Here is a 15,544-nt window from a genome sequence, read left to right on the forward strand (position 1 = left end):
AGTATTATACCCGGTATAACTACGCGGGGTGGTGGACCATGAGCATTCGACATGCGTTGCTGGCACTGCTGACCGAGGGATCGAAGTACGGCCTGCAACTGCGGCAGGAGTTCGAGGCCCGCACGGGCGAGGTCTGGCCGCTCAACGTCGGCCAGGTCTACACGACGCTGCAGCGCCTCGAACGCGAAGAGCTCGTCGAGTCGGACGAGGCCGGCCGCGACGGCGCGCAGCGCCGGTTCCGGATCACGACCGGCGGCGAGCGGGAACTGGACCGGTGGTTGCGGACGCCGCCCGACGTCACGCATCCACCGCGCGACGAACTCGTCATCAAAGTGCAGGTGGCGGTGCGGATGCCGGGTATCGACGTACGGGAGATCCTCCAGGTCCACCGCCGGCGTCTGGTCGAGGAGATGCAGCGCTACACCCACCTCAAGGCCGACGCGGACCCCGACGACATCGCCCTCGGCCTGGTCGTCGACGCGGAGCTGTTCCGGCTCGAGTCGGTGGTGCGCTGGCTCGACGCGGCCGACGCCCGGCTGCGCCGCCTACCGGCCACTCCCCCGGCCGCCGAGGCCGACGCCGCACCGGACGACCTGGCCGGCACCGATGCCGCGCCGGCCCGCGAGGGGGCCCGCCGATGAGCGCCGTGCTGAGCATGCGCCAGGTGTCCAAGGTGTACGGCACCGGCAACGCCGCCGTGCACGCGCTGCGGCAGGTCGACCTCACCGTGGACCCGGGCGAGTTGGTGGCCATCATGGGCCCGAGCGGCTCCGGCAAGAGCACCCTGCTGACGATCGCCGGCAGCCTTGAGGAGCCCACCGACGGCGAGGTGCTGGTCTGCGGCAGCGACGTGTCGGCCATGTCCGCCGACGCGCGGGCCCGGATGCGGCGCCGCTCCATCGGCTTCGTGTTCCAGGACCTGAACCTGCTGGCCGGGCTGTCGGCCGTCGAGAATGTGGCGCTGCCGCTAGAACTCGACGGCGTCGGCGCGCGGGCCGCCCGCGCGGAGGGCCTGCGCGTACTGGAGGAGTTGGGGCTGGCCGAGCGGGCCGCCCACTTCCCCGACGACCTGTCCGGCGGCGAACGCCAGCGGGTCGCGATCGCCCGGGCGGTGGTCGGCGAGCGGCGGCTGCTGCTCGCCGACGAGCCCACCGGCGCGCTGGACTCGGTCAACGGCGAGGCGGTCATGCGGATGCTGCGCGCGGCCTGCAAGCGCGGGATCGCCGGGGTCATGGTGACCCACGACGCGCAGCTCGCCTCCTGGGCCGACCGGGTGGTGTTCCTCCGGGACGGCCGGGTCGTCGACCAGACCGCGCCATCGATCGGCCCGGACACCCTGCTGGCCGGGGATGTGACGTCGTGACGTCGACGATGGTCCGGCCGGCGCCGCACCGCGCCCCGGGTGGCGGCCTGCCGGCCCGTCGGGCCGTGATCCGGTGGGCGGTACGGCTGTTCCGCCGCGAGTGGCGCCAGCAGGTGCTGACCCTCGCGCTGCTCACGGTCGCCGTCATCGGGGCCACCTTCGCAGTCTCGGCGACCTACAACATGGCGTCGTCCAGCGACGCGACGTTCGGGCGCGCCGACCACCTCCTGCGGCTCGACGCCGCCGACCCGGCCGTGCTCGACTCCCGGCTCGCCGCCGCCCGAAGCTGGTTCGGCACGATCGACGCGATCGGTCACCGCTACGTGGAGGTGCCCGGCCTGTTCGACCCGGTCGACGTTCGGGCGCAGCATCCCGACGGCGGGTACGGCGCACCGATGCTGGCGGTGCGGCAGGGGCGGTACCCGGCCGGGGCCGGCGAGGTGGCGGTCACCGACGCGGTGGCGCGCACGTTGCGGACCGGGCTCGGCCGGCGGGTCAGCCTCGACGGGCACGACCGGCTGGTCGTCGGGGTGGTGGAGAACCCCAAGGACCTGACCGATGAGTTCGCCCTCGTGGACCCGGCGCACGCCGACCCGCCGCAGACCGTCACCGTCCTTGTCGCCGGGGACCGGGACTCCCTGGAGAGGTTCCGCGCGACGATCGACGGTCCTCTCGTGCGCGAGTCGCGGCCCGGCACGACCCGTACGATGATCGCCGCCGTCACCCTGGCGCTGGCCACCGTCGGTCTGCTGCTGGTGTCGCTGGTCGCCGCGGCCGGGTTCATCGTGGTGGCGCAACGCCGGCTGCGCCAACTCGGCATGCTCGCCGCGATGGGCGCCACCCGACGGCACCTGCGGCTGGTGATGCTGGCCAACGGCACCGTCGTCGGCGCGATCGCGGCGGTGCTCGGCACGGCCGTCGGCGTCGCCGCCTGGCTGCTCGTCGCCGGGCGGGTGGAGACGGCCGCCGGGCACCGCATCGACCGGTTCGACCTGCCCTGGCTGACGCTCGGCGCGGGAATGGTGCTGGCCGTGGCGACCGCCACCGCCGCCGCGTGGTGGCCGGCGCGGGCCATCACGCGTACCCCGATCATGAGCGCGCTGTCGGCGCGGCCGCCGCGGCCCCGGCCGGCCCGGCGCACCGCGGTGGCCGCCGTGGTCCTGCTCGCCGCCGGCGTCACCTGCCTCGTCCTGTCCGGCGGGAAGAACCCGGTGCTGATCTCCACGGGCACCGTCGCCACGGCCGTCGGGGTGCTCTTCGTCGGACCGACGGCGATCCGGTTGCTGGCCGCGGCGCGCGGCGGGATGCCGGTGGCCGTCCGGCTGGCGTTGACCGACCTGGTCCGCTATCAGGCCCGGGCCGGCGCGGCGCTCGCCGCGATCAGTCTGGCCCTGGGGATCTCGGTGGCGGTCGTCGCCGGTTCCGCCGCCGCCGATTACCAGGCCAAGCGCTCGGCCGGGCTAGGCAATCTGGCCGAGGGCCAGCTCCTGGTCCGCATCGGCCGACCCAGCCCGGTGATCCCGGTACGGACCCCGGAGCAGCTGGCCAGCCTGCAGGCCCAGACCGACGCGATCGCCCGCAGCCTCGGCACGTTGACCGTGACCCCGCTCGACCGGGCGGTGGTCGCGGCGGATACCGAGCCGGGCCAGCCCGGAGGCCAGCCCGGCCATCCGGCCGTCGAGATCGGCACGCCGGTTGCCGACGGCCAGCAGATGTCGTCGTACCCCCTCTACGTGGCCACTCCGGAGCTGCTGCGGCGCTACCGGCTCGACGCCGCCGCGATCGCGGCCGACACCGAGGTGCTCACTGTCCGCACCGGTGCGCTCGAACTGGTGAACATCCCCGAACGCCGCGTCTACCCGAAGACCCAGGCCCTCCCGGACACCGGGCACTCCTCGATGCCGAATTCGCTGGTCACCGCGAGCATGATGGCCCACCACGGCTGGGAGCCCGCGCGGGTCGGCTGGCTCGTCGAGGCGGATCACCCGCTCACCCAGCGGGAGCTGACCGCCGTACAGAACCTCGCGGCGAGCGCCGGCCTGACCGTCGAGTCCCGCCACGAGCGGGCCTCGCTCACATCGCTGCGGACCGGGGCCGTCGCCGCCGGCGCGCTGCTCGCCCTCGGCATCCTGGCCATGACCGTCGGCCTCATCCGCGGCGAGGCGGCCGGCGACCTGCGCACGCTGACCGCGACGGGCGCCCCCAGGCGGGTACGGCGCACGCTCACCGCCACGACCGCCGGAGCGCTCGCGCTGCTCGGCGCCATCCTCGGCGTCGTTGGCGCGTACCTCGGGTTGGTCAGCGTCCTGCACCGCGACCTCGACGCGCTCACCGACCTACCGGTCGCGCACCTGGCCGCGACGACTGTCGGGCTACCGGTGCTCGCCGCAGCCGCCGGTTGGCTGCTCGCCGGGCGGGAACCGCAGTCGTTGGGCCGCCGTCGGCTGGACTAGTCGCCCGGATTCACATGCCGCTGATTTCTGAAAGACAACGCGGTCGATATTAGGAAGGGTTAAGAATTCGATTAGCGGAGTCTTAGGTGAACAGCATTTCCGGCACCCATTGTGCCCGCATGACCGCGCAGGGAATTGACATCAACGGCTCGTTGATTTCCTCGGGCCGTCCTCACTAATGTTGGTCAGCGTCCGTTCCGGATGTCGGTCTCCACCTGGAGTGCCCCGGGACGGCCACCGCCGAATCACCCGACGTCACCGGCGTCGCGGCGAGCCGGGGAACCACCGCAGTTTCGGGGTGAATCCGCATCCGCGGTAGGGCGCCTTCCACGCCCGAACCCGTCAGCTAACCCGGTAGGCGGTCGAGGCGGGCGCGCAGTGCTCGCCAGCCTCGAGTGGAAGGAGCCGCACCCGTTGCCACCCGTGCGCACCCGGCCCGCCGGACCGCGTCTGTTCACCCGAATCCTCGCCGTCGCGGCGGCCGCCATGGTGGCCGTCGGGCCGGCCGCGCCCGCCCACGCCGCCCCGTCGGCCGCGGACGTGCAGCAGCAGATCGAAACGGCGTTCGAAAAGCTCGAACCGGTCATCGAGCAGTACAACAAGGTCCGGACGGAACTGACCGCGAACGAGCGGAGATCGGCCGAACTCAGCCGACAGATCGAGCCACTGGGCAAGTCGGTGGAGACCAGCCGGACCCGGGTCCAGGAGATTGTGTCGGGGTACTACAAGCAGGCGCGGTCACTTTCCACAATGAACGCCCTGCTGTCTCGCAGTTCGCCGCCGACCGCGTTGGGAGATCAGCTCGCGCTCGTGAATCAGGTGGCAGATTCGGAGCAACGACAGATCACCCAGTTGTCCACCCAGCAGGCGGGCTACGACGCCGACAAGGAGAAGGTCGACGCGCTGATCGCGATCCAGCAGCGCCAGCAGGCCCAACTGGCGGCCCGCAAGAAGACCATCGACGCCGAGATCAAGCGGCTGGACGCGCTCCGCAAGCAGATCGCCGCAGCGGACGCGGCCAAGGCGGCCGCGGAGGCCGCGGCGGCCAGAGCCGCAGCCGCCGCGCAGTCGGCCGCCACGTCGAGCAGCACCTCCCCCATAACGGGGACCAGTCCGCTGTTCATCGGCGGGAAGTGTCCCGCCGTCCCCATCACCGGCAGCGGCGGCGTCGCGGCGAAGACGGCGTGCAAGCAGATCGGCAAACCGTACGTGTGGGCGGCCAACGGCCCGGACTCGTTCGACTGCTCCGGCCTGACCCAGTACGCGTGGGCCGCCGCCGGGGTGCAGCTGGCGCATTACACCGGTGACCAGTGGACCTCGGGCGTGGCGGTGAGCAAAGCCAACCTTCGTACGGGTGACCTCGTCTTCTTCTACTCCGACCACCATCACATGGGCATCTACGTCGGCAGCGGCCTGATCGTCCACGCCCCGCACACCGGCGACGTGGTCCGCATGGCCCAGCTGGCCAACATGCCGTACAGCGGTGCTCGCCGCCCCGGCTGACCGGGGGTGGTGGCTCTCAGTCGATGTTGTTCAGTTCGGTCAGCGCGTCGTCGGGAAGGGCCAGCGCGGCGGCGGCGACGTTCTCGCGCAGGTGCGCGACGGACGAGGTGCCGGGGATGAGCAGGATGTTCGGGGAGCGATGCAGCAGCCACGCCAGCGCGACCGCCAGCGGGGTGGCGGCGAAGCGGGCGGCGACCGCGTTCAGCTCCTCGGACTGCAGCGGGGAGAAGCCGCCGAGCGGGAAGTAGGGCACGTAGGCGATGCCCAGGGTGGCGAGGGAGTCGATGAGGTCGTCGTCGTCCCGGTTGGCGATGTTGTAGAAGTTCTGCACGCACACGACCGGCGCGATCGACTGCGCCTCGGCAACCTGCTCGGCGTTGACGGTGCTGAGCCCGAGATGCTTGATCAGCCCCTGCTGCTGCAGCTCCGCGAGGACCGTGAACGGCTCGGCGATGGAGCCGGGGGTGGGGCGGTCGAACCCGCCGACGCGCAGGTTGACCACGTCGAGCACGTCGAGTCCGAGCCGATTCAGGTTGTCGTGCACGGCCTGGCGTAGCTGCTCCGGAGCGAGGGCCTGCGGCCAGTTGCCCTCGGCGTCCCGCAGCGCCCCGACCTTGGTCACGATGTGAAGATCGTCGGGATAGGGGTGCAGCGCCTCCTTGATGATCTCGTTGGTGACGTACGGGCCGTAGAAGTCGGCCGTGTCGATGTGGTTGATCCCCAGGTCGACGGCCTCGCGCAGCACGGCGACGGCAGCGGGGCGGTCGGCCGGTGGACCGAAGACGTGCGGGCCGGCCAGCTGCATCGCGCCGTAGCCCATCCGGGCGACCGGGAAATCCCCCAGGCTGAAAGTTCCGCCGAGACGTGGGGTCGAAGTCATGGGAATTCCTCTCCTCGTATCGCAAATCCGCGAGCTTCCCGCCGACGCGGCCACCAAACCCTGGCCGCATCGGCCGCTGATGACCTCACCAGCATCTCCCCCGGCCGCGGCCAGCGGTCGTCGAACACCACCAACTCCACCTCGTCCGGCTCGATTTCCCGGTGGTACGCCTGCGGACCGGATGACCGGAAGCTATCGACGGAGCCCGGCCGCGCGGTGCCCCGAAACCGCATCTGGCGGTATCGGCTCACCGGACGGGTGACGCCGGAACTAACCTCTTTGTGGACCGTGGCCTGAGGAATCCGGTCGCCGCGATGGTCGGCCGGAAAGCATGCGGTAGGCCCATTGCCAAAGGCAACCATTGCCGATACGAACGTAAATGTCGTGCCGGTGAATGGCGGCCCAGACCCCGTCAACCGGCTTCACCACACCCGAGGGGGGCTAATGGCACGCAGCCGCATCGCCGCAGCAGCAGCCATCGCACTCGTCCTACCGTTCCTGGGCGTCCTACCCGCGTCAGCCGCGGCGGCCGCCCCCACCCAGCCGGCCGCGAACAAGGATCGGCCCAGCGACGTCCGCGAGCTCACGCGCAAGGACTTCACGCTGGACGGCAAGCAGGTCAAGACGCCGGCCCGATACCAGCCGCGCGCGCAGGCGCGGGCGAGGGCCGCGGCGGCGGCGACTCCGCCGGTCGGCACCGTCCGGCAGTGGCTCGGGCTGGACGACTTCCAGGGCCGGTACTACCGCAAGAACTACACGCTTCGGGCCGTCGGCAACAACATCGAGGTGTGGGTCGCCAACGACATCGCCTTCCCGGCCGGTGACTGCCGCACCCAGATCCCCTCCACGACCCAGGTGACCGACGCGCAGGTGGCGGACCTCGTCCACGAGTTCGACACCAACATGTACCCGAAGGAGACGGCGGCGTTCAGCCGGCCGCCGGACCGCGACGGCAGCAACGCCCTGCTCGGGCCGGACGCCAGCGGCAACGGCGGCGTCTACACCGGCGGCGGCAACAAGACCGTCACGCTGGTCGACAACGTCCGGGACGACAACTTCTACCAGTTCCCGGCCGCGCCGACCTACATTGCGGGCTTCTTCTCGGCCCAGCTCAACGAGCTGTTCGACCGCAACGTGATGACCATCGACGCGTTCGACTGGCTGCACCGCACTGGGGCCAACCCGCCGAACGACCCGACCACCGACCTGTGCACCAGCCGCCCGGGCCGCCCACACCTGTACGAGGGGACCTTCGCGCACGAGTGGCAGCACCTGGCGCACTACTACACCGACCCGTTCGAGACGAGCTGGGTCAACGAGGGCCTGTCCGACTTCGCGCAGACGCTGGTCGGCTACGTCGACCCCAGGTTGACGGTCTTCGACCGGGGCGGCGACAGCCACCTCTACTGCTACCAGGGCTTCGGCACGGTCCAGACGCCGTTCAACACCAACCCGCGGGACTGCGGCGGCCCGGAAAACTCCCTGACGCTGTGGGGCGAGAGCCCCAACCCGAACGCGGTGCTCGCCGACTACGGCAACGCGTACTCGTTCATGCAGTTCATCTACGACCGGTACGGGCAGGACATCATCTCCCGCCTGCACAACGACGGTGAGCGGCAGGGCCTGGCCAGCCTGGAGGCGGCGCTGAAGGCCGAGGGCGCCAGGAACATGTACCAGGTCATCCACGACTACCAGACGATGACGCTGGTCGACAAGATCGTCGGGGACTCCCGCCACGGCATCATGCTCGGCGTACCGAAGAGCCGGGTGACCACGCCCAGCCTGCGCTCCACGGTCAACCTGGCCAACCCGGCCGCCAACGCCACCCCGGGCGCGGCGCCGAACGGGGCCGACTACGTGCCGCTGCAGAAGGCCAACGGGCAGCTCCTGCGCGGCCGTGACCTGCGGTCGCTGTCGTTCCAGGGCGCCAAGACCCTGCCGCCGCTGCCGCTGGCGTGGACCGTCGTGTCCAACGACCCGGACCGCGCCGGCAACCCGGTGCTGTGGTCCGGCAACGCCAGCAACACCGACGCGGCGGCCGTCACCTCGGTCACCGTGCCGGCGGCCAACCCGACGCTGCGCTTCCTCGCCAAGTACGGCGCGGAGCAGGGCTTCGACTACGGCTACGTCACCGTCTCCACCGACGGCGGCGCGACCTACACGGCCATCCCGGGTGACAAGACCGTCGATGGGCCGCTCGGCCCGGCGGTCAACGGGACGACCAACGGGTTCGAGGCGCACTCGTACGACCTGTCCGCGTACGCCGGCAAGACCATCCTGCTCGGCTTCCGCTACGTCAGCGACGGCGGCGTCAACGAGGGCGGCTGGCTGATCGACGACATCACCGTGGGCGGCACGACGGTCAGCGACGGCAGCAGCCTCGCCCCGTTCGACTCGCCCACCGAGATCAAGCCGACCGCCGTGCACAACTGGAACGTGCGGCTGATCGGCATCGACGAGCGGCACAAGATGGCGCTGCAGGTCCAGTTCGACGGCAAGTCGAGCCTGTCGCTCAGCCGCGGGCAGCTGGCCCTGCTCAGCCCGTTCGAGAAGGTGGTCGCGGTGGTCGCGTACGACGAGCCGACCGAGCAGGTCAACCAGTACGCGCCGTACACCTTGAAGGTCAACGGAGCCCTCCAGCCGGGCGGGGCCTCCTGACCTGAATCCGGCGAGATTGCCAGGGCACCTGTCACCGCCAGTGGTGGCAGGTGCCCTGGTCTGCTCCCGTGCGTGGCGGCATGGGTGCGCCTGCCTTGTGTGGCGATCAGCGCGCTTCGTGCGCGGTCGACGGCTGGGCCGTCAGCCGAGGTTCCACGTCCTCCGGCAGCTCGGCGCCACAGAGCGCGCAGATGTAGTCGTCGTCGCGGACGAGGTTGCGCTCGCCGCAGTCGAGGCAGCGCCGGAAGACGACGGCCACGGTGAAGCCTTCCGGCCGGCCGATGCCCGCCCGGTCGAGGGCGCCCGCCACCGCCACCCAGGTGGTGGGGTCGGGGCAGTAGCCGGTGGACAGATTGCTCACCTCGGTCACGACCCAGCCGTCCCGCTCGCCGTCGAAGGCGATCTCCCCCGCGCCGAGGACCTCCCCACCGCCGGCGCAGGCGACGTGCTCGCTGCGTCTCGGCGCGAGCCGCAACGTACCGGCGGTGTCGATGACGTACGTGAACGGCTCGTCACGGTCGCGCGGATCCGCCGCCGCCAGGCAGGTGTCGAGATCGGCCGGTGATCGGACGGGCCAGCCCTCGGGAGCGTCGGCGACCGACGCCCGCACGTCAGCCGGGCCGACGTACCGGTATCGACGCCCCGCGCCTTCCACGGCACCGACCCTACGCCCGTGCGGTCGTCACCGGAGCACCTTCTGCCTCTCGCGGCACGGCGAGCCCGCTCGCCGGTCGCGGTGGTACTGCTGCCGGATCAGCGGGGTACGGTCACCTGCTGCTCCGGCGTCGGCTTGCCGGCGCCCGGGAAGTGCACCTCGGTGTCGAAGGCGAGCACCCCGTAGTGTCCGCCCGAGGTGTATCCGCTGAACCGGATCGTGTAGGCGTCGCCGCCCGTCGTCGGGGTGACCGCGTGCGGCACCTGCCGGCCGCAGGACGCGGTGTGGCCGGGCCCGTTTCCGCTGGGTGAGGTGGCGGTGAGGGAGTAGTCCTGTTGGCCGGTGTGGCTGACCCGGCAGGTGATGGTCAGGCCCAGCGGCTCGCGCGAGTCCGGGAACCATTGGCCGCCGTCGAGGAAGAAGGGCTCGACGAAGACGTACGGGTTGAGGTAGTAGCCGCCCGTGTCGTTCTTGCGCAGCCGTTGGGTGCAGAAGCGGAATTTTCCCTTCGTCTTGCCGCTGCGCGAGACGTACACCTGCTGGCCGACCTGGAGGGCGCAGGTCTGCGACTGCAGGGTGTAGCCGCGGGGGAATTCCGGGGCCGGGGTGGCCCGGGCGGCCGGGGCCGGCGGCGGGGCGGCGGCCGTGCCGGCCCGCGCTGTCGCCGGCGGGCGCGGTTTGGACGTCGGGGAGGCGCTCGCGGGCAGGTTGCTCGGGGTGGGTGTCACCGCCGCCGCAGCACTCGCCGTCGTCCCAAGAGTGGGCGGCGTCGCGGCGACGGTGGGTGCCGGGACGGCCCAGACGGCGGCGGGTGCATCGGATCGGGCGCAGCTGGCAACACCGGTGGCGGTCAGCAGCAGCGCCAGTACGCCGCAGCGGACGAGCGGACGGCGCCGCCGGGCCGGTGCGTTCATCGCTGCAGCGTCGCGGTCGCGTAGCCGTCCGGGTAGAACTGGTAGTAGTCGTGGTACCGGACCGTGAAGGTGGTGGTGCCACGTGGCAACGAGTAGGTGAGGGTGTACCGGCCGCTGGCGTCCAGCTTGCCGCGCCAGAACTCCCGCTCGGCCCCGCCGTTGGTCGACGCGGTGACCCACCAGTAGTTGTCGTCGCCGATCGGCGAGCTCCAGGTCACGGTGAGCTGCGCGACGCTCTTCTCCTTGCCGGTCCCGACCTGGGCGGTGACGGCCAGGTCGGTGACCGGCGGCGTCGGCGGATGCGCCGGCCCGAAGGAGTGCAGCAGCTGCGTCTCCTGGTAGGGGTCGGTCGAGCTGACCGCCCAGGCCCGGGTGCCGGCCTGGTTGACCAGCAGCGTGCCCTCCCAGAGGCTGTCGCCGCTGCGGAAGTCGACCGCGTACGTCGGGACCGTGCTGCCGTTGCCGTAGAGGTAGACATCGGGGTCACCGGTCGCGGTCGAGGCGCGGCCGATGGCGACGGTGGAGCCGTCCCCGGACCAGGCGGCGTCCTGCGGATAGACGCCGCTCGGATAGACGGTGGCGTCGGTGAGATCCGGCAGCCGGTACGAGTGGTGCTCGTACGGGTGGCCGACCGTCTCCACCACCTCGGTGCCGTCCGGACTCACCGCGTAGTCGATCAGGTTGCTGCCGGTGTTGTCCCGCCGGGCGACGATCGTCGGGCTGTCACCGGAGACGTCGATGACGTACGTGGTGACCGGCGAATACCCGGTGTCGCCGGCGACGAGGAGGCCGGGCGCCCCGGGGCTGGCGTCGATGATCGGGTGGTAGTTGGGGCCCCCGGTGTAGACCACCGGCGGGATCCCGGGCGCGGACCAGATCAGCAGACCGCCGGAGCCGATGCCGGCGTCGATGAACCCGCCGACGACTTTCTCGCCGGTCGGTTCGACGGTGTACAGCCAGGCGCCGGGGGGTGCGGGGTAGCTGGCGACCATGGTGAGCGCGTCGGCGTCCAGCGCGACGATCCGGTTGAAGCCCTGGGCCGCGTACAGGATGCGCCCGTCGTCGCTGAGGACGAGGTCGGAAATGTCGGCGACGGCGGTGACCCGGTTCAGCAGCCGGCCGTCGAGGTCGGTCACCACCAGCGGCAGCCCGCCACCGACCCCCTGGGCGATGTAGAGGCGGCCGCGCGCCTCGTCGAGCTCGATCGCCCGCAGGTCGTCCACCGGCAGCTGGGTGCCGACGCTTTTCAGTGGGGCCGTCTCGGCGGCGGCCGGCGCTGCTGTCAGTAGCTCTCCGGCGCTGAGCCCGATCGCCGCGAACATCCCGGACGCCAGCAGTTGACGACGTCGCATGGCACCTCCCCGTGTCGGCCAGCAAGAGATCCTAGTACCGGGCTTGCTGCTGGCGCTGCACCTCACCGCCGGCTCGCTCCGGGATTGCCCGCCGAGGGCCAGGTGCGGGACGGTGACCCGCACCCGGCCCGCGGGTCAGCGGCGGCGCTCCCCCACCTGGTACGTGACCAGGTTTGGGTCGGCCTTGAGCTGCTTCTCGGTGTACTTGATGGTGTCCCAGCCCTTGCCGGAGTAGAGCCGGGTCTGGTCATGGCTCAGTTCCGCAGCTCGACGCTGGTCGATCAGCTTGGGACGGCTGGGCCTCCCGCTCACATGCTTGTCGCACCTATCTCGGCACGGTCGAACGACGGGCCTCCAGCTAACGACAAGAGCCGCCGCAAGAGTTGCTGCTGCGAGGCATCCCCACAGCACGGCCGGGTCAGCCTCGAGCAGCCCCATGAGCGCGGCCGGGGCGCAGGCCATACCAAGTCCGGTGGAAAGCTGGAAGCGCACCAGAGCGCGGCCTAGTTGCGCCGGTGGCGTGGCCGCGATCACGAGGGCGGTTCCGCTTCCGGTGTAAAGGATTTCGCCCAGCGTGTAGACGACGCCGACCACGGCGATGGCCACCGCCCCCATCGCTTCGCCCACCCAGAAGCCCAGATAGGACAGGCCAAGCACGACCCCTGAAGCGGCGAAGACCGTGCCGCGGGCCCATTTTGACGACCATTTGACGACGGGTACCTGGAACAAGATCACTAGCACCGTGTTGGCCACGAACAGAGCCGCCGACCAGACGGCGCTTGCTTGCATCCGGGTCACGAGCAACGCCGGCAGCACCACCTCGAGCACGCTGAAGCACATGGCGAAGGGAAGGTTGGCCACGAGCAGTACGGCCATGCTGGGCGGCGTGCCGAGGCCATGGTCGCGCTCTGGCTCCACGGCGGTCACTCTTGTCGATAGCGCGAGCCCGCCCGCGACAAGGAATGCCAGGGCGGTGATGGCCAGGAGGCCGTTCAGGACGTTCCCACCGCCGGCCACGGCGATCATCGCAAGCAGCGCGCCCGCGCCGAGCCCGGCGTTGCGCACCGATCGCGTCATCGCGAGCGCGGCATCGCGTTCGCGTCCCTGTCTGAGCGCTGCCACCACCGCCGCGTGCGCTGCGGGGAAGGACTGACCGCCGACCCCCAATAAGACCGACGCCGTAGCGAAGGCGACCAATCCATGGCCTGCAAGCAGTACAGCTACCCCGGCGACGCGGACGAACAGCGTCGTCGCGACCGCTGCCGACCGCGCCCCGCGGTCGATCCACCGTCCCACGAGTGGGAGCAGGGCAAGTCCTATCAGCAAGCCGGCCGACAGCGCGACGCCCGCCTCGCCCACCCCCAACCCGAGAACGGTCACGGCATAGAGCACCAGGAACGGCCGCAGCATCCCGCCGCCCACCGAATCGACCACCAGGGCCGCCACGTATCTGCGCACGCCGTCGAATCTCCCCGCGCATAGGCTGGGACGCTCGCGGGTTGACGGGGATCGTCAACCCGCGGGCGGTCGGGCCGGGGTGGCGGGCACTATTGCGAGCGTGGCCATCTCGATCGACATCACCAGCGTGGCGCAGGAGCGGTTCCTGTTCGCGCCCTCGCCGCTGGCCGAGCTGACCTCGATGCTGCATGCGCTGTCCGAGCCTGGCCATCACCCGGCATTGCACGGCTGGATCGCGGCCACCTCCGTTTCACTCAAACCGGAACTCAGTGAGCGCATGATCGAGGCCGACTTCCTCTGGCGGTCCTCACGTGCCGACTTCTTCGTGCCCAGTCGGCCGCAGGCCACGCTGGCGGAGGAGTTGGACGAGGTCGATCGGCTCGACGACGAGACGTACGTGTTCGCAGCGTTGATAACCACCAGTTGCGGCTCGACGCCGCTGTACCGCCGCTTCTCGCGCGAGAAGGCGCTCGAGCTGGCGTTGGCCCGCGGCCCTCGGCAGGCCGAGTTCGCCGAGCGGCTGCTGGCCGACCCACCACGTGTGCGGACCTGGGTACGGCGCCTGCTCGAAGACTGCGAACAGGCGTTCTTCGCCGAATCATGGGCACGAGTGCAGAACCAGCTCGTCGCGGACTCCCGGCGGAAAGCGGATCTACTGGCGCAGCACGGTCTGTCGGCCATGCTCACCGCCGTGTCACCGTCGGTCTCGCTGCAGAACAACCGGATCGTGGTCGACAAACTGCAGGACAACGCGACCACCGCGCACGGCAGCGGGGTCACCTTCATTCCCACTGCCTTCGGACACCCCCACCTGCTGGTGGTGCACGCCCCGGGCTGGCGGCCCGTGATTCAATACCCGGTCGCCGAACCCGGCCTGCCACGCCCGATCTCGCTGCACGTCGTGCAGCGGCGCATCGACGCCCTCGCGCACCCAGTGCGGCGCAGGCTCGCCCGCACCATCGCCCGCGGACCGCACACCACCGGCGAGCTCGCCGACGCATGGCAGCTGACCGCGCCCGAGGTCTCCCGGCACCTGGCGGTGCTCAAACAGGCCGGTCTGGTGACAGTCAGCCGACGCGGGCGATATGTCCTCTACCAACTTGACCTCATGGTCTGCGCCCGTCTCGGCGCAGACTTCGTCGAGGCGATCCTGCGTTAACCCCTCGGTTCGAGAGCCACCACGGCCAGGGCGCTGCCGCGATCGTTCCGGCCCGTCGGAAGCGGGACAGGTCAGGAGTGGAAACAGTCATGCCTGTGACCCTGTCGGCGGCACGGAACGACGTATCCGACTCCACGTAACACTTCGGCGAATTGTGCCGTAAGGGCGACCGGAATCCTGGGCAGTACAGCTAGCCCTCCCGCGCCCACGGCCGCAGCTTCTCCGGGTTGCGGACCGCCCAGATCCGGGTGACGCGCCCGTCGGAGACGTCGAAGGAGGCTACGGTCATGACGACGCCGGCACGCTGGGCCACCAGGCCCGGCACACCGTTGACCGACCGCTCCAGGAGTTCGAGCCCCGGAGCCTTATCGGCAATGGCGACCAGGTACTGGGCGATGCGTGCGCCGCCCTCGACCGGGCGCAGGACGGTGCCGACCAGGCCGCCGCCGTCGGCGGTCATCACGGCGGCCGGGTTGAGGAGACCGACGAGGGCTGCGATGTCCTTGGTCTCCCACGCCTTTTTGACGTGCCTCACCACGTCGGCCTGGCCGGTCGCCGTCACCGGAGCGCGCGCGACGCTCACCCGCCGCCGGGCGGAGGCGGCCAGCTGCTTGCAGGCCGCAGGGGTCCGGCCGAGAACGTCGGCGATCTCGGCGAACGGGTACCGGAAGACGTCGTGCAGGACGAACGCCACCCGCTCGGCGGGCGTCATCGACTCCAGGACGACGAGGAAGGCCATGTCCACCGACTCGTCCAGGACGATCTGGTCGGCGGGGTCGGCAGGACCGGTGGGGTCGGTGCCGCCCGCGTGGTCCCACTCGGTGCGGTCGGGCAGCGGCTCTGGCAGCCACGCGCCGACATAGCGTTCACGGCGGGCCCGCGCCGAGCCGAGCAGGTCCAGGCAGATGCGGCTGGTCACCGTCGTGAGCCAGGCGCCGGGGGACAGGATTTCCTCCTGCCGGCTTCGTGGCAGTCCGTACCAGCGTGCGTAGGCATCCTGTACGGCGTCCTCGGCCTCGGTCACCGAACCGAGCAACCGGTAAGCGACATTGATCAGTTGGCGTCGCTCGCCGGCAACCTCATCTTGGCTGGTCCCGACAGTCCCCATGCGTCCGGCCGCCCCCTCGCCTTACCTTTCGCAAGCCCACG

The 15,544-nt window shown here is 70.8% G+C and carries 11 protein-coding genes, 1 pseudogene and 1 riboswitch; of the genes and pseudogenes, 6 read left to right on the plus strand and 6 right to left on the minus strand.

Going from position 1 to position 15,544, the window contains the following annotated elements; translation table 11 throughout:
• Nucleotides 1–38: 38 nt before the first annotated feature.
• From Q2K19_RS05210 to Q2K19_RS05225, 4 genes are all read left to right on the plus strand, one after another.
• A complete protein-coding gene (locus tag Q2K19_RS05210) occupies nt 39–641 on the plus strand; it encodes a PadR family transcriptional regulator (protein WP_302768076.1) in 603 nt (200 codons plus the stop codon).
• The gene (locus Q2K19_RS05215) at nt 638–1,363 is read left to right on the plus strand and encodes an ABC transporter ATP-binding protein (protein WP_302768077.1); all 726 of its coding nucleotides are present in this window, start codon (nt 638–640) and stop codon (nt 1,361–1,363) included. The genes Q2K19_RS05210 and Q2K19_RS05215 overlap by 4 nt, the downstream gene beginning before the upstream one ends.
• Entirely contained in the window at nt 1,360–3,816 is a 2,457-nt protein-coding gene (locus Q2K19_RS05220; protein WP_302768078.1) for an FtsX-like permease family protein, read from the plus strand. The genes Q2K19_RS05215 and Q2K19_RS05220 overlap by 4 nt, the downstream gene beginning before the upstream one ends.
• A gap of 228 nt (nt 3,817–4,044) precedes the next feature.
• Nucleotides 4,045–4,192: riboswitch (cyclic di-AMP (ydaO/yuaA leader) on the plus strand.
• A 164-nt stretch (nt 4,193–4,356) separates the two neighbouring features.
• Nucleotides 4,357–5,319, plus strand: coding sequence for a C40 family peptidase (locus Q2K19_RS05225; protein ID WP_302768079.1), 963 nt, complete (start codon nt 4,357–4,359; stop codon nt 5,317–5,319).
• A gap of 16 nt (nt 5,320–5,335) precedes the next feature.
• On the opposite strand, the gene Q2K19_RS05230 is transcribed toward Q2K19_RS05225, so the two are convergent.
• Nucleotides 5,336–6,199, minus strand: coding sequence for an oxidoreductase (locus Q2K19_RS05230; RefSeq protein ID WP_302768080.1), 864 nt, complete (start codon nt 6,197–6,199; stop codon nt 5,336–5,338).
• A 444-nt stretch (nt 6,200–6,643) separates the two neighbouring features.
• Here Q2K19_RS05230 and Q2K19_RS05235 point away from each other — a divergent pair, with 444 nt between their 5' ends.
• A complete protein-coding gene (locus Q2K19_RS05235) occupies nt 6,644–8,857 on the plus strand; it encodes a choice-of-anchor J domain-containing protein (RefSeq protein WP_302768081.1) in 2,214 nt (737 codons plus the stop codon).
• Nucleotides 8,858–8,963: 106 nt separating this feature from the next.
• On the opposite strand, the gene Q2K19_RS05240 is transcribed toward Q2K19_RS05235, so the two are convergent.
• From Q2K19_RS05240 to Q2K19_RS33495, 4 genes and pseudogenes are all read right to left on the minus strand, one after another.
• Nucleotides 8,964–9,512: a hypothetical protein gene (locus Q2K19_RS05240; protein WP_302768082.1), complete on the minus strand. Its 549-nt coding sequence runs from the start codon at nt 9,510–9,512 to the stop codon at nt 8,964–8,966.
• A gap of 98 nt (nt 9,513–9,610) precedes the next feature.
• Complete coding sequence (locus Q2K19_RS05245; protein ID WP_302768084.1) at nt 9,611–10,426, minus strand: hypothetical protein; 816 nt, start codon at nt 10,424–10,426, stop codon at nt 9,611–9,613.
• Nucleotides 10,423–11,778: a hypothetical protein gene (locus tag Q2K19_RS05250; RefSeq protein ID WP_302768085.1), complete on the minus strand. Its 1,356-nt coding sequence runs from the start codon at nt 11,776–11,778 to the stop codon at nt 10,423–10,425. The genes Q2K19_RS05245 and Q2K19_RS05250 overlap by 4 nt, the downstream gene beginning before the upstream one ends.
• A 759-nt stretch (nt 11,779–12,537) precedes the next feature.
• Nucleotides 12,538–13,236: pseudogene (locus Q2K19_RS33495) on the minus strand (MFS transporter); the annotation flags it as partial.
• Between the two features lie 100 nt (nt 13,237–13,336).
• Between Q2K19_RS33495 and Q2K19_RS05260 the strand changes: the two are divergent.
• On the plus strand, nt 13,337–14,395 hold the full coding sequence (locus tag Q2K19_RS05260; RefSeq protein WP_302768087.1) for a DUF5937 family protein: 1,059 nt from the start codon (nt 13,337–13,339) through the stop codon (nt 14,393–14,395).
• A 190-nt stretch (nt 14,396–14,585) separates the two neighbouring features.
• Here Q2K19_RS05260 and sigJ read toward each other — a convergent pair whose 3' ends face one another.
• Nucleotides 14,586–15,503 carry an RNA polymerase sigma factor SigJ gene (gene sigJ, locus Q2K19_RS05265; RefSeq protein WP_302768088.1) on the minus strand — a complete coding sequence of 306 codons (918 nt, stop codon included), beginning with the start codon at nt 15,501–15,503 and terminating at the stop codon, nt 14,586–14,588.
• Nucleotides 15,504–15,544: the final 41 nt, after the last annotated feature.

Source organism: Micromonospora sp. NBRC 110009 (genome assembly GCF_030518795.1).
GTDB lineage: Bacteria > Actinomycetota > Actinomycetes > Mycobacteriales > Micromonosporaceae > Micromonospora.

What these genes read in the sequence shown, in the direction of transcription:
- Q2K19_RS05210 (WP_302768076.1), top strand. Translation starts at nt 39, where the DNA reads ATGAGCATTCGACATGCGTTGCTGGCACTGCTGACCGAGGGATCGAAG.
- Q2K19_RS05215 (WP_302768077.1), top strand. Translation starts at nt 638, where the DNA reads ATGAGCGCCGTGCTGAGCATGCGCCAGGTGTCCAAGGTGTACGGCACC.
- Q2K19_RS05230 (WP_302768080.1), bottom strand. Translation starts at nt 6,199, where the DNA reads ATGACTTCGACCCCACGTCTCGGCGGAACTTTCAGCCTGGGGGATTTC.
- Q2K19_RS05235 (WP_302768081.1), top strand. Translation starts at nt 6,644, where the DNA reads ATGGCACGCAGCCGCATCGCCGCAGCAGCAGCCATCGCACTCGTCCTA.
- Q2K19_RS05245 (WP_302768084.1), bottom strand. Translation starts at nt 10,426, where the DNA reads ATGAACGCACCGGCCCGGCGGCGCCGTCCGCTCGTCCGCTGCGGCGTA.
- Q2K19_RS05250 (WP_302768085.1), bottom strand. Translation starts at nt 11,778, where the DNA reads ATGCGACGTCGTCAACTGCTGGCGTCCGGGATGTTCGCGGCGATCGGG.
- sigJ (WP_302768088.1), bottom strand. Translation starts at nt 15,503, where the DNA reads ATGGGGACTGTCGGGACCAGCCAAGATGAGGTTGCCGGCGAGCGACGC.